Genomic DNA, 16432 nt, shown 5'->3' on the forward strand with positions numbered 1-16432 from the left:
GATTGTTTGTTTGACCATTAGTGAACCCCAGAGAAACGGATGAACATCTTCAACATCGCCAAACGCCTGTCATTGCTTGTGCTGCTCAGCGCCCCCGTGGCCAGCTGGGCCGCTGAAGTCGTTCCTGCCGCACCGCAACTGGCTGCCAAGGCCTGGGTCCTGATGGACGGCGCCAGCGGCCAGATTCTCGTCGAGAACGCCGGCGACGAGCGCCTGCCCCCGGCCAGCCTGACCAAGCTGATGACCGCCTACATCGCCACCAAGGAAATCGAAGGCGGCCGCATCGCCGAATCCGACATGGTTACCGTCAGCGAGCACGCCTGGCGCACCGGCGGTTCGCGCATGTTCATCAAGGTCGGCTCCCAGGTTTCGGTGAGCGACCTGCTGCACGGCATCATCATCCAGTCGGGCAACGACGCCTCCGTCGCCCTGGCCGAGCACATCGCCGGCAGCGAAGACGCCTTCGCCGACATGATGAACACCACCGCGCAGAAGCTGGGCATGACCAACTCCCACTTCATGGACGCCACCGGCCTGCCCAACCCGGATCACTACTCGTCCGCCAAGGACATGGCCGTCCTGGCCCGCGCCATCATCTACGGCGAGCCGACCCATTACGCCATCTACGCGCAGAAAGAGTTCTTCTGGAACAACATCAAGCAGCCCAACCGCAACCTGCTGTTGTGGCGCGACAAGACCGTCGACGGCCTGAAGACCGGCCACACCGACGAAGCCGGCTACTGCCTGGTGGCCTCCGCCGTGCGTGACGGCCAGCGCATGATCGCCGTGGTGTTCGGCACCAACAGCGAACAGGCTCGCGCCGCCGAGACCCAGAAGCTGCTGACCTACGGCTTCCGCTTCTTCGAATCGCAGACCTTCTACAAGAAGGGCGCCGAGCTGACCAAGGCCATGGTCTGGAAGGGCTCCGAGCACGAAGTCAAAGCCGGCCTGGCCGAGGACCTGACCATGACCGTGCCGCGCGGCCAGCTCAAGCAGCTGCAGGCCAACATGGTCGTCGAGCCGAGCCTGATGGCCCCGATCCAGCAGGGCCAGGTGATCGGCAAGGTCGAGGTCAAGCTGGGTGACAAGGTCGTCCGTACCTCCGACCTGGTTGCCCTGAACGCCGTCGAAGAAGGTGGCTTCTTCCGCCGCATCTGGGACAGCCTGCGTCTGTTCTTCTACGGCCTGTTCAACTGACCGCCCGTCCCGGCCTTGTACTTTTGTATACAAAGCCGGGATTGATCCTCACGCGCAGTCGCAAACTCGGGTAAAATGCCCGCCTGCGACTGCGCGGTCCCCCCGTGGCCCGGCAGCCGTCGTCCGATCCACCCGGAGCGACCTCATCCAGGGCGCTCATGCGGAGGCGGGCCACCCGCCCGCGACAGCCATGACTGATACCACCAATACCGTCGATACAACCGAGCAGCCCGCGCCGAAGATCGAGTTCCCCTGCGAACGCTATCCGATCAAGGTCATCGGCGACGCCGGCGAAGGCTTCTCCGATCTGGTCGTCGAAATCATCCAGCGCCACGCGCCCGACCTCGACGTCACCACCCTGGTCACCCGTGACAGCCGCAACGGCCGCTTCCTGTCCGTGCAGGTGCTGATCACCGCCACGGGTGTCGATCAGCTGCAGAACATCCATAAAGACCTGCGCGCCACCGGTCGCGTCCACATGGTGCTCTGATGGGTGAAACGCTGGGCGGTGAGCTGGGAATCCTCCGCTTTCGAGAGTTGGGCGTTCGCCCATATGAGCCGACCTGGCACGCCATGCAGCGCTTCACCGCCGAGCGCGAGCCCGCTACGCCCGATGAAGTCTGGCTGCTCGAGCACGAGCGCGTCTTCACCCAGGGTCAGGCCGGCAAGGCCGAGCACGTCCTGTTCCCCGGCGACATTCCGGTCGTCCAGGTCGATCGCGGTGGCCAGGTCACCTACCACGGCCCCGGCCAGTTGGTGGCTTACCTGCTGCTCGACGTGCGCCGTTCCGGCATTGGCGTGCGCGATCTGGTCTCACGCATCGAACAGAGCCTCATCGGCCTGCTGGACAGCTACGGCGTCAACGCTGTGTCCAAACCCGATGCTCCGGGCGTCTATGTCGACGGCGCGAAGATCGCATCCCTCGGCCTGCGCATCCGCAACGGCCGCTCCTTCCATGGCCTGGCGCTGAACGTGGACATGGACCTGGAACCCTTTCGACGCATCAATCCCTGCGGTTACGCAGGCATGGCCATGACCCAGCTGCGAGAGCTGGCCGGCCCCATCGCATTGGCCGATGTGCGCGAGCGCCTGCGTGGCGAACTCGTCCAGCGCCTTGGCTACGCGGCACAGAAGACCCTAACGGGCGGGATCTAACCTAGATGAGCACTGTTGTGGAGAACTCCGGTCAGGCCGCCCCGGCCGCCAAGCCCGGCAAGGTGGAAGTCGGCGTCAAGCTGCGCGGCGCAGAGAAGGTCGCGCGCATTCCGGTGAAGATCATCCCCACCGAGGAACTGCCGAAGAAGCCCGACTGGATTCGCGTGCGCATCCCCGTTTCGCCCGAGGTCGACCGCATCAAGCAACTGCTGCGCAAGCACAAGCTGCACAGCGTCTGCGAGGAAGCCTCCTGCCCGAACCTGGGCGAATGCTTCTCCGGCGGCACCGCGACCTTCATGATCATGGGCGACATCTGCACCCGCCGTTGCCCGTTCTGCGACGTCGGCCACGGCCGGCCGAAGCCGCTGGATGTGGACGAGCCGAAGAACCTCGCCATCGCCATCGCCGACCTGCGCCTGAAGTACGTGGTGATCACCTCGGTGGACCGCGACGACCTGCGTGACGGTGGCGCCCAGCACTTCGCCGACTGCCTGCGCGAGATCCGCCAGCTGTCCCCCGGCATCCAGCTGGAAACCCTGGTCCCGGACTACCGCGGGCGCATGGACATCGCCCTGGAAATCACCGCCCAGGAGCCGCCGGATGTGTTCAACCACAACCTGGAAACCGTTCCGCGCCTGTACAAGTCCTCGCGTCCGGGTTCGGACTTCGAGTGGTCGCTGGACCTGCTGCAGAAGTTCAAGCAGAGGGTGCCGCACGTACCGACCAAGTCCGGCCTGATGCTCGGCCTGGGCGAAACCGACGAGGAAGTCATCGAAGTCATGCAGCGCATGCGCGAGCACGACATCGACATGCTCACCCTCGGCCAGTACCTGCAGCCCTCGCGCAACCACCTGCCGGTGCAGCGCTTCGTCCACCCGGACACCTTCGCCTGGTTCGCCGAGGAAGGCGCGAAGATGGGCTTCAAGAACGTCGCTTCCGGCCCGCTGGTGCGTTCCTCGTACCACGCCGACCAGCAGGCGCACGGGCACAAGATCGGCTGATCGAGCCTGCTCCACATGAGGCCGCCTCCCGCCAGGGACGCGGCCTTTTGTTTTTTCAGCCGCCGCAACGCCAACGTCGGCATCGCTGAAATGTCCGCTGCGCCTCTCTCCCGTCCCCTTATTCGAAGCGAGTCCAACGCTGATCCTTAATCACGTCGAAAGTGCTGAAAACCTTGAACTTCAGCTCGATCTGCGTTGAACAGGAAAATTCTGATAGGTCGTGAGGGTATCACCGACAGCGCCCGGTCCCGGCAGTCTGGAAAATCGTCAGGGTCGCTAGCCCTCATCCAACGGGCAGCGAGATGTGCCACGGGGGAACAACGATGTGGCTCGACTCCCTGGAAGGAGAACCCCCGGCCTCCCAGAACACTGCTGAGAAATTCAAATGAACAAGCTGCTCGTAGCTGCCCTGATCTCCGCTGCCTCCATCAGCGCATACGCTGCTGACGTCAAAGTCACCTTCGACGGTGAAGTCGTTGACCAGACCTGCAAGATCAACGGTTCCGTCCCGATGGTCGACGTTGCTGTCACCCTGCCGAAGGTCGGTGCAACCTCCTTCACCACCAGCTCTCGAGTATCCGGTGCGAAGAAGTTCGACCTGACTCTGACCGAGTGCACCGCCGCCCCGACCCTGCGCTGGGAGCCGCTGCCGAACGTCGACCTGACCACCGGCAACTTGAGGAACCTGGTCGCCGGCGGCTCCAACGTTCAGGTCCAGGTTCTGAACCAGAACCAGCAGGTGATCGACCTGAACAACGACACTGGTTACGCGGTGACACTGGACGCTTCCAACAGCGCGACCGTGAGCTACTACGGCCAGTACTACGCCAATGTGCTGCCGGCCACTTCCGGTCTGGTCAACACCTACGGCTACATCACCCTGACCTACTAAGGGTGTGCGGCCATAGTGCCGCATCGGGTGGCTGCAATACCGTCGGGAGCGCTTCGCTCCCGACGTTCCTCTCATAGGTTGGTGTGTGATGTTCAAGCTCTCTTCCAGGTCTCTGTGGTTTGCCGGCTGCATGAGCGCAGTCTTCCTGTGGTCCAGCATGGCCAATGCCGGCATCGTCATCACGGGTTCCCGCGTTGTTTATCCCGCCAAGGACAGAGAAGTGACGGTCAAGATGACCAATAGCGCGGAAGAGCCGTCGCTCGTTCAAGCCTGGGTCGACAAAGGCGATGCCAAGCTCACCCCCGACAAGGCCGATGGTCCGTTCCTGATCACTCCGCCCATTACTCGGGTCGAGGCGAAGAAAGGGCAAGCCCTGCGCCTGGTCTACACCGGCGATGATGCTGTTTCCAGGAAGCAGGAGTCCGTTTTCTGGCTGAACGTGCTCGATGTTCCACCGATGCCCAAGGACAAGGAAGCCAACTTCCTTCAGGTGGCAGTTCGTTCGCGCCTCAAGATTTTCTATCGCCCGGACGGCTTGCCCGGCTCCCCGGCCGAATCGGCCCAGGGTCTGAAATGGTCGGTGGTCCAGACTGGCAGTGGCTATGCCGTGCGCGCCACGAACGGCGGCGCCTTCCACGTTTCGCTCTCCTCCATCTCCGTCCAGGCCAACGGCAAGTCGTATCAGGTCAAGCCAGAGGACGTGAAGATGGTCGCCCCTGGCGCCAGCGAGACTTTCCCGGTTCAAGGGTTGAACACCGCACCCGGCGCTGGGACCCAGGTCGACTACCAGTGGGTGAACGACTGGGGTTCCCCGCAGAAGCTTGAAGCCAAGCTCTGAGCACCTGATTCCGCCAGCCGAGGCAAGTGCCGGCTGCCGCCCCCTAGCGAACCCAATGCATGCACACCCAGCCTTCGTCTGGGGTGGATTGGCTCGTCCGCAAGAAGGCGGATCAACAGAGAAAACGATCATGGACATCATGCAAGGCACCTTCACTCAGCAGCGCACTCCGTTGGCGTCCGCAGTCGCCATGGGTTCGCCCCGGCTACCTGTTGCCATGGGATGTTGTCTGCTGTACGGGGCTTTGCTCGCTTTCGGCACGACCTCCGTCTTGGCAGATGACGCACCTGCCGTAAAACGGAACTCCAGCTCGCTGGAAGTTGTCGAGTTCAACCCGAGCTTCTTCGACCATGGCGGGAGCGCGCCCAGCGTGGACGTCTCCCGATTCGAGAAGGGAACGCCCGTCGAACCCGGCGTCTATCGTCTGGACGTCTACGTCAACCAGTCCTGGGTGGGGCGAATCCCGGTCCGCGCGGTGTCCGAAGGCAGCGGCCGGGACGCCACCTCGACCTATTGCATCAAGAGCTCCCAGTTCGCCGAGCTGGGCATCGATGTCAGCAAGCTTCCGCCAGAAAAGCAGAAGCTGATCACTGGCGACTGCGTTGATTTCAACGCGGTGGTTCCTGCGGGCAAGCTCGACATCGATCTCTCCGAACTCTCCGCCAGCGTCTCCATCCCGCAACTCTACCTGGGCCGACAAGTCCACGGTTACGTCGATCCATCGGAGTGGGACAGTGGCGTAACCGCCGGTTTCCTCATGTACGACACCAACGTCTACAAGAGCGATAGCCATGGTTCCGACTCGACCAATTATTACGCGGGCATCAACGCCGGCGTGAACCTTGGCGAATGGCGTGCACGCTATAACGGCAGTTACAGCCGCAACGAAGCGGATAACAGCAAGACCACAAGCAACTACAACTCCATCAGCACCTACGTCCAACGTGACGTTACGCCGCTGAAGTCGCAGTTCACCGCGGGTCAGTACTACACCGATAGTGCCGTCTTCGACTCCGTGCCGTACACCGGGGTACAGCTCGCCAGTGATGACCGGATGCTGCCCGACTCGCAGCGTGGCTTCGCCCCTACCATCCGTGGCGTGGCGGATACCAACGCGCGGGTGCGGGTGAAGCAGGGTGACAACATCATCTATGAAACCAGTGTCGCTCCCGGTCCGTTCGAGATAAACGACCTGTACAACACCGGCTATTCCGGCGACCTGACGGTGGAAGTGACCGAGGCCGATGGTCGAGTGAAGTCGTTCCTGGTGCCATTCGCCTCGATCAACCAGCTCGTCCGCCCTGGGATATCCCGGTATAGCGTAACGGCGGGCAAGTATCGCGATGACAATCTGGACCGCGAGCCCAACTTTGCCCAGGGCACTTATCAGTACGGTGTCAGCAACTACTTGACCGCCTATACCGGAGGCATTGTGGCCGAGGACTACGCGGCGGCCCAGGGCGGCTTGGCCTTGAGTACTTCGCTGGGCGCCCTGGCGGCGGACGTGACGCAGTCCAAGGCCAAGAACCTAAACGACAGCCAATACGGCCTGAAGAAGGACATGAGCGGTCAGAGTTACCGCCTGACCTACAGCAAGCTGCTGGAGCCGACCAATACCAACTTCACTATCGCCGCCTATCGCTTCAACAGCGAAAACTACCTGAGCTTCCAGGACTTCGCCCAGGCCTGGGGCACCGAACGGGAAAACAACTACACCCTCTATCGGCAGCGCAACCGCTATCAGTTGGGCATCAACCAGCCTCTTACCGATCGGAGCTCCCTATTTTTCAGCGGTTCGAAACAGAACTACTGGAACAAGGACAGCAGCGATACCAGCTTCCAGGGGGGCGTCAACACGGGCTTCAACTGGGGCTCGATGGCGCTTTCCGCTTCGCGCACCAGCGATCAGGACGGTCAGTACGACAACACCTACATGCTCAGCGTGACAGTCCCCATTGGGTTGGGTAATCGTCATCCGATGTCGCTGACCAGCAACGTCAACTTCACCGATGGCAAGAACAACAGCATCCAGACCAGCCTGAGCGGCTCAGCCGGGGACAATAACCAGCTGTCCTATGGCATCTATGGTTCAGGCAACAAGTATGACGACGACCGTACCTACAACAGTGGTGCGAACCTCTCCTACAGCGCACCGGAAGCCATCTACAACGCCAACTTCAGTACGGGCGACGGTTACAAGCAGGTGGGATTGGGCGTACGCGGATCGGTCGTTGCGCACCCCGGCGGCATCAACTTTTCGCAGAACCAGGGCGAAACCATGGCAGTGGTCGAGGCCAAGGGCGCAGAGGGGGCTCTTGTTTCCAACAATATCGGCGCCAAGGTTTCCAGCAACGGCTACGCCGTGGTGGGTGGCTTGATGCCTTACCGCCGGAACGACGTGGAACTGGACCCCAAAGGAACCTCCAATAACGTCGAACTGCAGGTTACCTCGCAGCAAGTTGCGCCGCGCTATGGATCGGTCGTGATGCTCAAGTACCCCACCCTGACCGGCACGCCCGTTTTGATGACCGTGAAACGTGAGGATGGCGAGATTATCCCGTTGGGCACAGAGGTGATGGATAGCGAGGGTAACAACTTGTCGATGGTTGGGCAGGGTGGTCGCATTTTCCTGCGCGGTTTGCAGGATAAGGGAGAGTTGCTGCTCAAGTGGGGGGAAGGATCTGGGAAAAGCTGCCGGATTGCTTATCAACTGCCAGCTAATACCAGTAAGGACGCACCTTTCACTAAGGTGGATGGCATTTGTCGAACGATATTGGATAAATCTCAAATCGCTCAAAGATGATGTGAGCTAAGCACGGGTGAATACAGAGGCGCATCAGGTCGTTATGAGCCGAGGTTGATATGAAAAGGTTGTTTGTTCTTTTGTTTGTTTGTCTTGTTTCGGTGCAGGCACATGCCGTTAGTCTCTGTGTCGCAAGCTCTGGATTGCCGAGCGTATTGATGTACCCAGGTACGGTGGCTGTCGCATCGAATCTGAATTATGGAGATACGATACCGGGCACGCAGCGAACGTTCTTTATTTCAGGCGTGTGTGCAATTGGAAAAGGGACCCCGGCGACTATTCAGGTCGGCAGTAGAATTGTTATGTGTACCATGAATGGTGGGTCGACTGAGATTTCAAGTGGTATCTATTCCACCGGGATTGCAGGGATAGGCATGAGAGTTCGGGACGGCGCAGGTAATCCAATTACCAATGCGACATCTCAAGAATGTGCTTCACAGATTTCAACCATCGGCTCGGGAGGTTCTTATAATTTCTCCGGAACCCTGGAGTTGGTAAGGACCTCCGGCGCGATTGTCCCCGGATCGACCCTGGTCAAGTCTGCAACTGAGTGGGCGTTTGGTGTCTATAATACCAACATAGTTTTAAATAGCGATAATGGGAATATCTATTCGGGGAGCAGCAGTATTTCTTTGTCGGGATCCGTTGTATTTCGTCCATTGACTTGCACAATAACTGCGCCTGGTACGGTGTCGATGAGAAAAGTGGGGATAGGCTCCTTCCCAAGCATCGGGGACTTTGGTGGCGAAACTCAATTCAATATAGGGCTTCAATGCAATGATAATGCATTGGTGGGTATGACGATGGATGCTGCGCCCGGTTATGGCGTCTTGGATGCGATGAGTGGGGTTATCAGCACTTCGCAGTTGAATGGGCAAGCAAGAGGGTTCGGTTTGCAAATTCTCCGTGGCGACGGGGCTGTCATGCCATTTCAATCTCGAGTCGGTATGGGGAGTGTTGTAGCCAATGCTACAACGAATTATGGCTTCTTTGTTCGATATATAAGGGTGTCTTCGCCAATCTCGGCAGGCAAGGTTTCGGGTGCTCTGGTGGTTACGATGGATTATCAATAGGGGCCGCTGGAGGGAGTAAAGGACTTTATAGTTGGTTTGGTGTGGTCGGATGGCATGTTTTTATTAATTGATGCCGAAAGGTCTTCGTTGAAGAGGGAACTCAAGAGCGTGGCAAAAATGACGCTGCGATCACGGAGAAGTCCGATGCGGTTCGTCGCACGGTACGGCTTATCCGAAGTGAGTATGGAACGACCAGATTCCTGCCTTCATGTCTTGGTCTTTACCCGGTGGCGCCTCTCGGAGCCGCTTTCGTCTGGAGTTATTGAGCGGCACGCAGGTCTTTGAGCAAATCCAGGGTCGGATAACCGTCTGCCGGTTGGCCGATGGACTGCTGGTAGGTGCGGATGGCTCTGCGCGTATTGCCGCCAATGATTCCGTCCGCCGTGCCGGGCTGGTAGCCGCGAGAGAGCAATAAATTCTGTAGCTCCAGGCGCTCGTTACGACTCAGGGGCACATCGCCCACTGGCCACTGCCCCGCGAGTTGGCCGCCTCCCTTGAGACTGTCGGCGAGCAAACCTACGGCTAGAGCATAGGACGTCGAGTTGTTGTACTTGAGGATGGCGCGGAAGTTGTCCGTTACCAGGAAGGCGGGGCCGCGGTAGCCAGCCGGCAGCAGCAGTGATGCATGGGTCTGGGTGTTATCCGACAGAGCGCCTGCCACTGCCTGGATGCCGAGGTGTTGCCATTCGCTCATGGGCTTGCGGATATCCATGTCGGCCAGGGCATAGTCGAAGCCCTGCGGTAGCCGAACTTCGAAGCCCCAGCTCAGGCCTCTCTGCCAACCGGAGCTGCTCAGGTAATTCGCCGTGGAAGCCAGGGCGTCGTCGGGCGAGCCCCAGATGTCGCGCCGGCCATCGCCGTCGAAGTCCACTGCGTAGCGGTTGTAGGTGGTGGGGATGAACTGGGTCTGGCCCATGGCACCGGCCCAGGAGCCGATCATGTTGCTCACGGGTACGTCGCCATGCTGGAGGATCTGCAGGGCGGCGATCAGTTGACCGCGGCCGAAGTCCGGGCGGCGGCCTTCGTAGGCCAGGGTGGCCAGCGAACGGATCACGTTCTTGCTACCCATCTGCTGGCCGAAGTTGCTCTCCATGCCCCAGATGGCCACCACGGCTTCGCGCTCGACCCCGTAGGTGGTGTCGATGCGTTGTAACGCCTGGGCGTTCTGCAGCAGGCGGTCCTGGCCATTACGCACCCGCGCCGGAGAGACGGCGCTTTCCAGGTACTGCCAGACCGGGCGGGTGAACTCGGGTTGGCTGCGGTCAGCTGTGACCACCGATTCGTCGGGCTCAATGCCGGCGAAGGCGGCGTCAAAGGTGTCCGCACGGATGCCGGCGGTCAGCGCCTGGGTCCGGAAACCCTCGCGCCATTGGGCGAAGCTCTGTGTCGACTGTGCCTGTGAGGCAGTGACGGAGTCCTTGGATGGAGGCTCCGTGCAGGAGGTCAACACGCCTAAAGAGGCCAGGGACAGCGCGACGGCGAGCAGGCAACGTGGGCCGACAACAGATGAAACAGGCTTGCGCATTGCTCTCCTCGGGGACTGGCAGGGGAGCGACCACCTTAGCATGGCCACTATGACGCGTCTGCGCTGGGCAGAAACAATGGGTGTGCAGGGTTCGATGGCAACGGCAAAGGAAAATTCCCGAAGCATCGCAGCGCCCGCCGGGCGGCAAAGGGGGCCAAGACGCTACTGCTTGGGCTTAGTCCCGTTTTCCTGGTCGATCCTGGGCGCGCTCTGGCTCAGTTCCTTGAGCATGTCGTCATAGGCGGCGCAGTCGTCCGGGCGTTGCTCGCTGGAGCGGGATTTCTTCATTTCCGCGAGCCTCTGGTTGAGCTTCTGGGCGCGCAGGGGATCGCTGCGGGTGATTTCGGTGACCTTGGCGGCGACTTGCCTGCCCTTGGCTTCGGCTTCCTGGTCGGAGCAGAACGCATGGGCGGAGAGGCTGAAGGGGAGGGCGAGGATGGCGACGATCAGAGGCGCTTTCATGTGCGGAGCTCCTTGGTTTTGGCTGTCCGGTTGAAAGCGAAGGAGCGGGGATGGTTCAGGTTTTCTGACGTTTTCAGGCCGCCAGAAGCGAAGAAGCCTCCCAATTTCGGGAGGCTTCGCGGCGGTAGCTGCCTTTGCCTTTGAGTGGTTGTTCCTGGCGGCTGCGGAACAGCGGTTGCGCGACCAGGGATTTGGCCTTGTTCGGCCGCTTGGATTTCTTCGCCATCTGTATTTCCTCGTCTGGCTTGCTTCATGGGGCCGGCTCTGCGCCGGCGCGCGCATCTTCCGCCTATCTGGCACGCTTGTCCATGCCGCTGGTCAACCGGCGGGCGGGCCAAGGCTGGCGCTCGCCGTTAAGGGCTACGCTGGGACGGCGGATATTTCTGACACAACGGGCAACAACGAGGAAAGGGTGATGAAGTTTCTCTGCATGATCTACTTCGATGAGCGCAAGGCGGCTGAACTGCCGGAGGCCGAGCTGCGCGGCATCGTCGACGAATGCATGACCTACAGCGAGCAATTGCGGCGCAGCGGCAACTACATCGCCGCCAATGCGCTGTTGCCCACGACCACCGGCCGTACCTTGCGCGGTCATGGGGAGCGGCTGGCGATCACTGACGGCCCCTTCGCCGAGACCAAGGAGCAGCTCGGCGGCTTCTACCTGATCGAGGCTACCGATATGGAGGAGGCCCAGCGCATCGCTGCGAAGATTCCGCCGGGACGCCTCGGCTGCGTGGAAGTGCGGCAAGTCCGCGAGTGGGAGTAGAGCCGATGTTCGGCCCTCGGCTTTTCGTAGGAGCGAGCTTGCTCGCGAATGATCCTGCGCCGATGTCTCATGGGGCGCCTGTTGATGGAGGGCGTAACTGCAGGGCGCTTAACGCCCTGCGTTAAGCACTGTTCGCGAGCAAGCTCGCTCCTACAGGTTGGCATGCCGGCTTTTGGTTTTCGGGTCGGCAGACGTCGCAAGAGTCCTGGCGTCAGGCCGATGGCAGGCTGATGCGCTGTCCGGCGACCAGCAGGGCGAGGCGGGCGAGGCCGCTCCAGGGATCGCCTGGCGCTTGCCCCTTGATCTGCGCATCGATCAGTTGGGCATCCTGCAACATCTGGTTCCAGCGGCTGCCGGTGTGACGCTGCAGGGCGCGGGTCATCAGTGGGCGGCGCTTGTCCCAGATGGGGGGGCGGGCCTGGCTGAAGGCCTTGTCCAGCGGCACGCCCTGGCTGAATTGTTGCGCCAGGGATGCCAGCACGCGGATTTCCCGGGCCAGGGCCCAGAGAATCACCGGAGGCTCCACGCCCTCGCCGCGCAGGCCTTCGAGCATGCGCAGGCAATGTGCCGCTTCGCCGCCGAGGGCTGCGTCGATCAGGCCGAAGACGTCGAAGCGCGCGCTATCGGCTACCGCCGCCTGGACGGTGGCGGCGTCGATCTGCTGACCATCGGCCAGCAGCTTGAGCTTTTCGATTTCCTGGGCGGCGGCCAGCAGGTTGCCTTCCACCCGGGCGGCGATCAGGTCCACCGCTTCCTGGCTGGCGGCCAGTCCCGCCTGGGACAGGCGCTGGCGAATCCACTGCGGCAGCTGGTGCACGTCGATCGGCCAGATCTGAATGAACTGGGCGCCGTCGCCATCGATCAGTGCCTTGGCCCACTTGGTCTTCTGCGTGCTGCCGTCGAGCTTGGGCAGGCTGACCAGCAGGACGGTGTCCTCCGGCGGGCGTTGCAGGTATTCCAGCAGGATCGCCGCGCCCTTGTCGCCGGGCTTGCCGGAGGGCAGGCGCAGCTCGATCAGGCGCTTTTCAGCGAACAGCGAGAGGCTGGCGCCGGCTTCGAGCAGCTGGCCCCAGTCGAAGTTGGCTTCGGCGTTGAATACCTGGCGCTCGCCGAAATCGCGCTGGCGGCAGGCCGCGCGAATGGCGTCGCAGGCTTCCTGGCAGAGCAGCGGTTCGTCGCCGCTGACCACGTAGACGGGGGCGAGGTTGCCTTGCAGGTGCTTGGCGAGTTGTCCGGGATTGAGCTTCATGATGAAAAAGGGGCCGGTTGTCCGGCCCCTGTCTGTCACTCGGCTTTCGGGAATTCGATCGGCGACTGCTGCGGCTGCGCCTTGGCGGCGTCCTCCGCGGCTTTCTGCGCGTCCGCTTCGGCCTTGGCCTTGGCATCGGCCTTGCGTTGCAGCTCATCCAGCTGGGCCGGGGTGATCATCTGCAGGCGCATGGCCATCTGCTGGACCAGGTCGCGGCGCATTTCTTCGCGGATCTGCGCGGCTTCCTGATCGGAACCGACCAGGTTGTTCTCGTCCTGTACGTAGACCTTGCGCACCTGCACCTGGCCATTCATCAGCAGTAGGTCGTTGGTGCCACGGATTTCGTAGTCCAGGGTGTTGGTCAGCTGGTTTTCCGCGCTACGTGCCGAGCTGGTGTAGCTGACGGTACGGTTGGTCACGTCCTCGCGAGCGAGGATGACGTGGTAAGGCGCGCGCGAGACGACTTTCACGCCGCTGCCTTCGAGCACCTGCTGGAGCTGCTTGACCGTTTCGCCATAGGCGTTGCGGGCGGTCAGGTCGACTTCCTTGAGCGCAAAGTTCGTATCGCCCATGCCGCGCAGGTGGAAACCGCAGGCGGTCAGCACGCTGGCCAGGCCGATCAGCGCGAGGCTGGTCAGGATACGTTTCATCAAGCTTCCCTCACTCCTGTTGATCCGGGGTGCCCGTGGCCAAGGTGCCACGGGCGAATAGGTCTTTTCCAGCGTCGGTGTCAGTTGGCCACAATGTTGACCAGCTTACCCGGAACCACGATCACCTTGCGGATGGTCAGGCCGTCGGTGAAGCGCAGTACGTTCTCGTTGGCACGCGCCGAGGCTTCCACCTCTTCGCGGCTGGCGCTGGCCGGTACTTCGATGTGGCCGCGCAGCTTGCCGTTGACCTGTACCACCAGTTGCAGGCTGTCCTGCACCAGGGCGGCTTCGTCGACCTGCGGCCAGCTGGCGTCGATCACCGCGCCGTCCTTGCCCAGTTCCTGCCAGATCACGTGGCAGATGTGCGGGGTGATCGGGGCGAGCAGCAGGGTGACGCTTTCCAGGCCTTCCTGCAGCAGGGCGCGGTCGGCGTCGGTAGCGGTCGGGGCCTTTTCCAGCACGTTCATCAGGGTCATCACGGCGGCGATGGCGGTGTTGAACTTGTGGTTCTGGCCCACGTCCTGGCTGGCCTGGCGGATGGCCAGGTGGATGGCGCGATGGATAGCCTTCTGCGCGTCGTCCAGGACGGATTTGTCTACGGCGCCGGCGGGGCCTGCGTTGACGTGGGCCTGGGCCAGGCGCCAGACGCGGCGCAGGAAGCGGCTCGCGCCTTCGACGCCGGAGTCGGACCACTCCAGGCTCATGTCCGGCGGCGAGGCGAACATCATGAACAGGCGGCAGGTATCGGCGCCGTAGGCATCGATCATCGCCTGCGGGTCCACGCCGTTGTTCTTGGACTTGGACATCTTCTCGGTGCCGCCGATTTCCACCGGCTGGCCGTCGGTCTTCAGGCGCGCGCCGATGACCTTGGCCTTGGCGTCACGCTCGACTTCCACGTCGGCCGGGTTGAACCAGTCCTTGCTGCCGTTCGGATTGGTGCGGTAGTAGGTCTCGGCGACCACCATGCCCTGGGTCAGCAGGTTCTTGAACGGCTCGTCGGAGTCGATCAGGCCTTCGTCGCGCATCAGCTTGTGGAAGAAGCGCGCGTAGAGCAGGTGGAGGATGGCGTGCTCGATGCCGCCGATGTACTGGTCGACCGGCAGCCAGTAGTTGGCGGCCTTCTTGTCCAGCATGCCGTCTTCGAACTGCGGGCAGGCGTAGCGGGCGAAGTACCAGGAGGACTCGACGAAGGTGTCCATGGTGTCGGTTTCGCGCTTGGCCGGCTGGCCGCATTTCGGGCAGCTGCAGGCGTAGAACTCGGGCATCTTGGCCAGGGGCGAACCGGCGCCGTCCGGCACCACGTCTTCGGGCAGGACGACCGGCAACTGGTCGGCCGGGACCGGCACGTCGCCGCAGGCGTCGCAGTGGATGATCGGGATCGGGCAGCCCCAGTAGCGCTGGCGGCTGATGCCCCAGTCGCGCAGGCGGAACTGGGTGCGCGCCTGGCCCAGGCCCTTGGCGGCGAGGTCGGCGCCGATGGCGTCGAACGCGGCCTGGTAGCCGAGGCCGTCGTACTTGCCGGAGTTGACGGTGATGACGCTGTCGTCCTTCAGGCCGTACCACTCTTTCCAGACGGTCGGCTCGAAATCATTGTCGGCGCCGACCTGGGCGATCACCTGCTTGATTGGCAGGGCGTACTTGTTGGCGAATTCGAAGTCGCGCTCGTCGTGGCCCGGAACAGCCATCACGGCGCCTTCGCCGTAGGTCATCAGGACGTAGTTGGCGATCCATACCGGCAGTTTCTCGCCGGTCAGCGGATGCTCGACGAACAGGGAAGTGGCGACGCCTTTCTTCTCCTGGGTGGCGATGTCGGCTTCGGCGACGCCGCCGCGCTTGCACTCGTCGATGAACGCCCGCAGCGACGGATCGCGCTGGGCGGCGAGGGTGGCCAGGTGGTGCTCGGCGGCCACGGCGACGTAGGTGGCGCCCATCAGGGTGTCCGGACGGGTGGTGAAGACCTTCATCTGGCCGGCTTCGCCGATGGAAGCCTGGTCATAGGGGAAGGCGATCTCCATGCCGCGGGACTTGCCGATCCAGTTGCGCTGCATGGTCTTGACCTGTTCCGGCCAGCCCGGCAGGTGGTCGAGGCTTTCCAGCAGCTCTTCGGCGTAGGCGGTGATCTTGAAGTAGTACATCGGGATTTCGCGCTTCTCGATCAGCGCGCCCGAACGCCAGCCACGGCCGTCGATGACCTGCTCGTTGGCCAGTACGGTCTGGTCCACCGGGTCCCAGTTCACGGTGCCGTTCTTGCGGTAGATCACGCCCTTCTCGAACAGGCGGGTGAACAGCCACTGTTCCCAGCGGTAGTAGTCCGGCTTGCAGGTAGTGACTTCGCGGGACCAGTCGATTGCCAGGCCCAGGCTGTTGAGCTGGGACTTCATGTAGGCGATGTTGTCGTAGGTCCAGGCTGCCGGCGCGACGTTGTTCTTCATTGCGGCGTTTTCCGCCGGCATGCCGAAGGCGTCCCAGCCCATCGGCTGCAGGACGTTCTTGCCCTGCATGCGGTGGTAGCGGCTGATCACGTCACCGATGGTGTAGTTGCGCACGTGCCCCATGTGCAGCTTGCCGCTCGGATACGGGAACATCGACAGGCAGTAGAACTTCTCCTTGCCGGCGACTTCGTCGACGCGGAAGGAGTTGTGTTCGTTCCAGAACTTCTGTGCCTGGGATTCGATCTCGAGAGGCTGATATTGCTCGTGCATGGCGCGATTTGAACCTGTACGGAAAAGAAGTGTGCGGCCGGGGGGAGGTCGAGTGGCCCTCCGCTCACCGACCCCTGAGAAGACATGGGGCGGGCGGCTACAGAAAGCCTCGTAGCATA

At 62.0% G+C, this 16432-nt stretch carries 15 protein-coding genes; 9 read left to right on the forward strand and 6 right to left on the reverse strand.

Going from position 1 to position 16432, the window contains the following annotated elements; translation table 11 throughout:
• The first annotated feature begins 39 nt into the window (after nucleotides 1–39).
• The 8 genes from ACAW63_RS08505 (at nucleotide 40) to ACAW63_RS08540 (ending at nucleotide 8959) form a co-directional block, all read left to right on the forward strand.
• A complete protein-coding gene (locus ACAW63_RS08505; protein WP_275610051.1) occupies nucleotides 40–1197 on the forward strand; it encodes a D-alanyl-D-alanine carboxypeptidase family protein in 1158 nt (385 codons plus the stop codon).
• Nucleotides 1198–1387: 190 nt separating this feature from the next.
• Nucleotides 1388–1687 (forward strand): DUF493 domain-containing protein, encoded by a 300-nt coding sequence (locus tag ACAW63_RS08510; protein WP_371232999.1) that lies wholly within the window; start codon nucleotides 1388–1390, stop codon nucleotides 1685–1687.
• A gap of 11 nt (nucleotides 1688–1698) precedes the next feature.
• Nucleotides 1699–2352: a lipoyl(octanoyl) transferase LipB gene (gene lipB / locus ACAW63_RS08515; protein WP_371234615.1), complete on the forward strand. Its 654-nt coding sequence runs from the start codon at nucleotides 1699–1701 to the stop codon at nucleotides 2350–2352.
• Between the two features lie 5 nt (nucleotides 2353–2357).
• On the forward strand, nucleotides 2358–3353 hold the full coding sequence (gene lipA / locus ACAW63_RS08520) for a lipoyl synthase (RefSeq protein ID WP_371233001.1): 996 nt from the start codon (nucleotides 2358–2360) through the stop codon (nucleotides 3351–3353).
• Nucleotides 3354–3738: 385 nt separating this feature from the next.
• Nucleotides 3739–4245, forward strand: coding sequence for a fimbrial protein (locus ACAW63_RS08525; RefSeq protein ID WP_371233002.1), 507 nt, complete (start codon nucleotides 3739–3741; stop codon nucleotides 4243–4245).
• A gap of 88 nt (nucleotides 4246–4333) precedes the next feature.
• Nucleotides 4334–5083: a molecular chaperone gene (locus ACAW63_RS08530; RefSeq protein WP_371233004.1), complete on the forward strand. Its 750-nt coding sequence runs from the start codon at nucleotides 4334–4336 to the stop codon at nucleotides 5081–5083.
• Between the two features lie 130 nt (nucleotides 5084–5213).
• Entirely contained in the window at nucleotides 5214–7886 is a 2673-nt protein-coding gene (locus tag ACAW63_RS08535) for a fimbria/pilus outer membrane usher protein (RefSeq protein ID WP_371233006.1), read from the forward strand.
• Between the two features lie 59 nt (nucleotides 7887–7945).
• Entirely contained in the window at nucleotides 7946–8959 is a 1014-nt protein-coding gene (locus ACAW63_RS08540; protein ID WP_371233008.1) for a fimbrial protein, read from the forward strand.
• A gap of 259 nt (nucleotides 8960–9218) precedes the next feature.
• Here ACAW63_RS08540 and ACAW63_RS08545 read toward each other — a convergent pair whose 3' ends face one another.
• From ACAW63_RS08545 to arfA, 3 genes are all read right to left on the reverse strand, one after another.
• On the reverse strand, nucleotides 9219–10484 hold the full coding sequence (locus ACAW63_RS08545; protein WP_371233010.1) for a lytic murein transglycosylase: 1266 nt from the start codon (nucleotides 10482–10484) through the stop codon (nucleotides 9219–9221).
• 162 nt (nucleotides 10485–10646) lie between these two features.
• Nucleotides 10647–10946 (reverse strand): hypothetical protein, encoded by a 300-nt coding sequence (locus ACAW63_RS08550; protein WP_371233012.1) that lies wholly within the window; start codon nucleotides 10944–10946, stop codon nucleotides 10647–10649.
• A 73-nt stretch (nucleotides 10947–11019) separates the two neighbouring features.
• Nucleotides 11020–11172 (reverse strand): alternative ribosome rescue factor ArfA, encoded by a 153-nt coding sequence (gene arfA, locus ACAW63_RS08555; protein ID WP_045215115.1) that lies wholly within the window; start codon nucleotides 11170–11172, stop codon nucleotides 11020–11022.
• Nucleotides 11173–11361: 189 nt separating this feature from the next.
• Here arfA and ACAW63_RS08560 point away from each other — a divergent pair, with 189 nt between their 5' ends.
• Nucleotides 11362–11712: a YciI family protein gene (locus ACAW63_RS08560; protein WP_371233014.1), complete on the forward strand. Its 351-nt coding sequence runs from the start codon at nucleotides 11362–11364 to the stop codon at nucleotides 11710–11712.
• A gap of 211 nt (nucleotides 11713–11923) precedes the next feature.
• On the opposite strand, the gene holA is transcribed toward ACAW63_RS08560, so the two are convergent.
• The 3 genes from holA to leuS all read right to left on the reverse strand — a co-directional run bounded on the left by holA (nucleotide 11924) and on the right by leuS (nucleotide 16313).
• Nucleotides 11924–12961, reverse strand: coding sequence for a DNA polymerase III subunit delta (holA, locus tag ACAW63_RS08565; RefSeq protein ID WP_371233015.1), 1038 nt, complete (start codon nucleotides 12959–12961; stop codon nucleotides 11924–11926).
• Between the two features lie 35 nt (nucleotides 12962–12996).
• Complete coding sequence (gene lptE / locus ACAW63_RS08570; protein WP_371233017.1) at nucleotides 12997–13611, reverse strand: LPS assembly lipoprotein LptE; 615 nt, start codon at nucleotides 13609–13611, stop codon at nucleotides 12997–12999.
• 80 nt (nucleotides 13612–13691) lie between these two features.
• Complete coding sequence (gene leuS / locus ACAW63_RS08575) at nucleotides 13692–16313, reverse strand: leucine--tRNA ligase (protein ID WP_371233019.1); 2622 nt, start codon at nucleotides 16311–16313, stop codon at nucleotides 13692–13694.
• Between the last annotated feature and the right edge of the window lie 119 nt (nucleotides 16314–16432).

It is taken from the genome of Pseudomonas sp. QE6 (genome assembly GCF_041379005.1).
In the GTDB taxonomy this organism is placed as follows: domain Bacteria; phylum Pseudomonadota; class Gammaproteobacteria; order Pseudomonadales; family Pseudomonadaceae; genus Pseudomonas.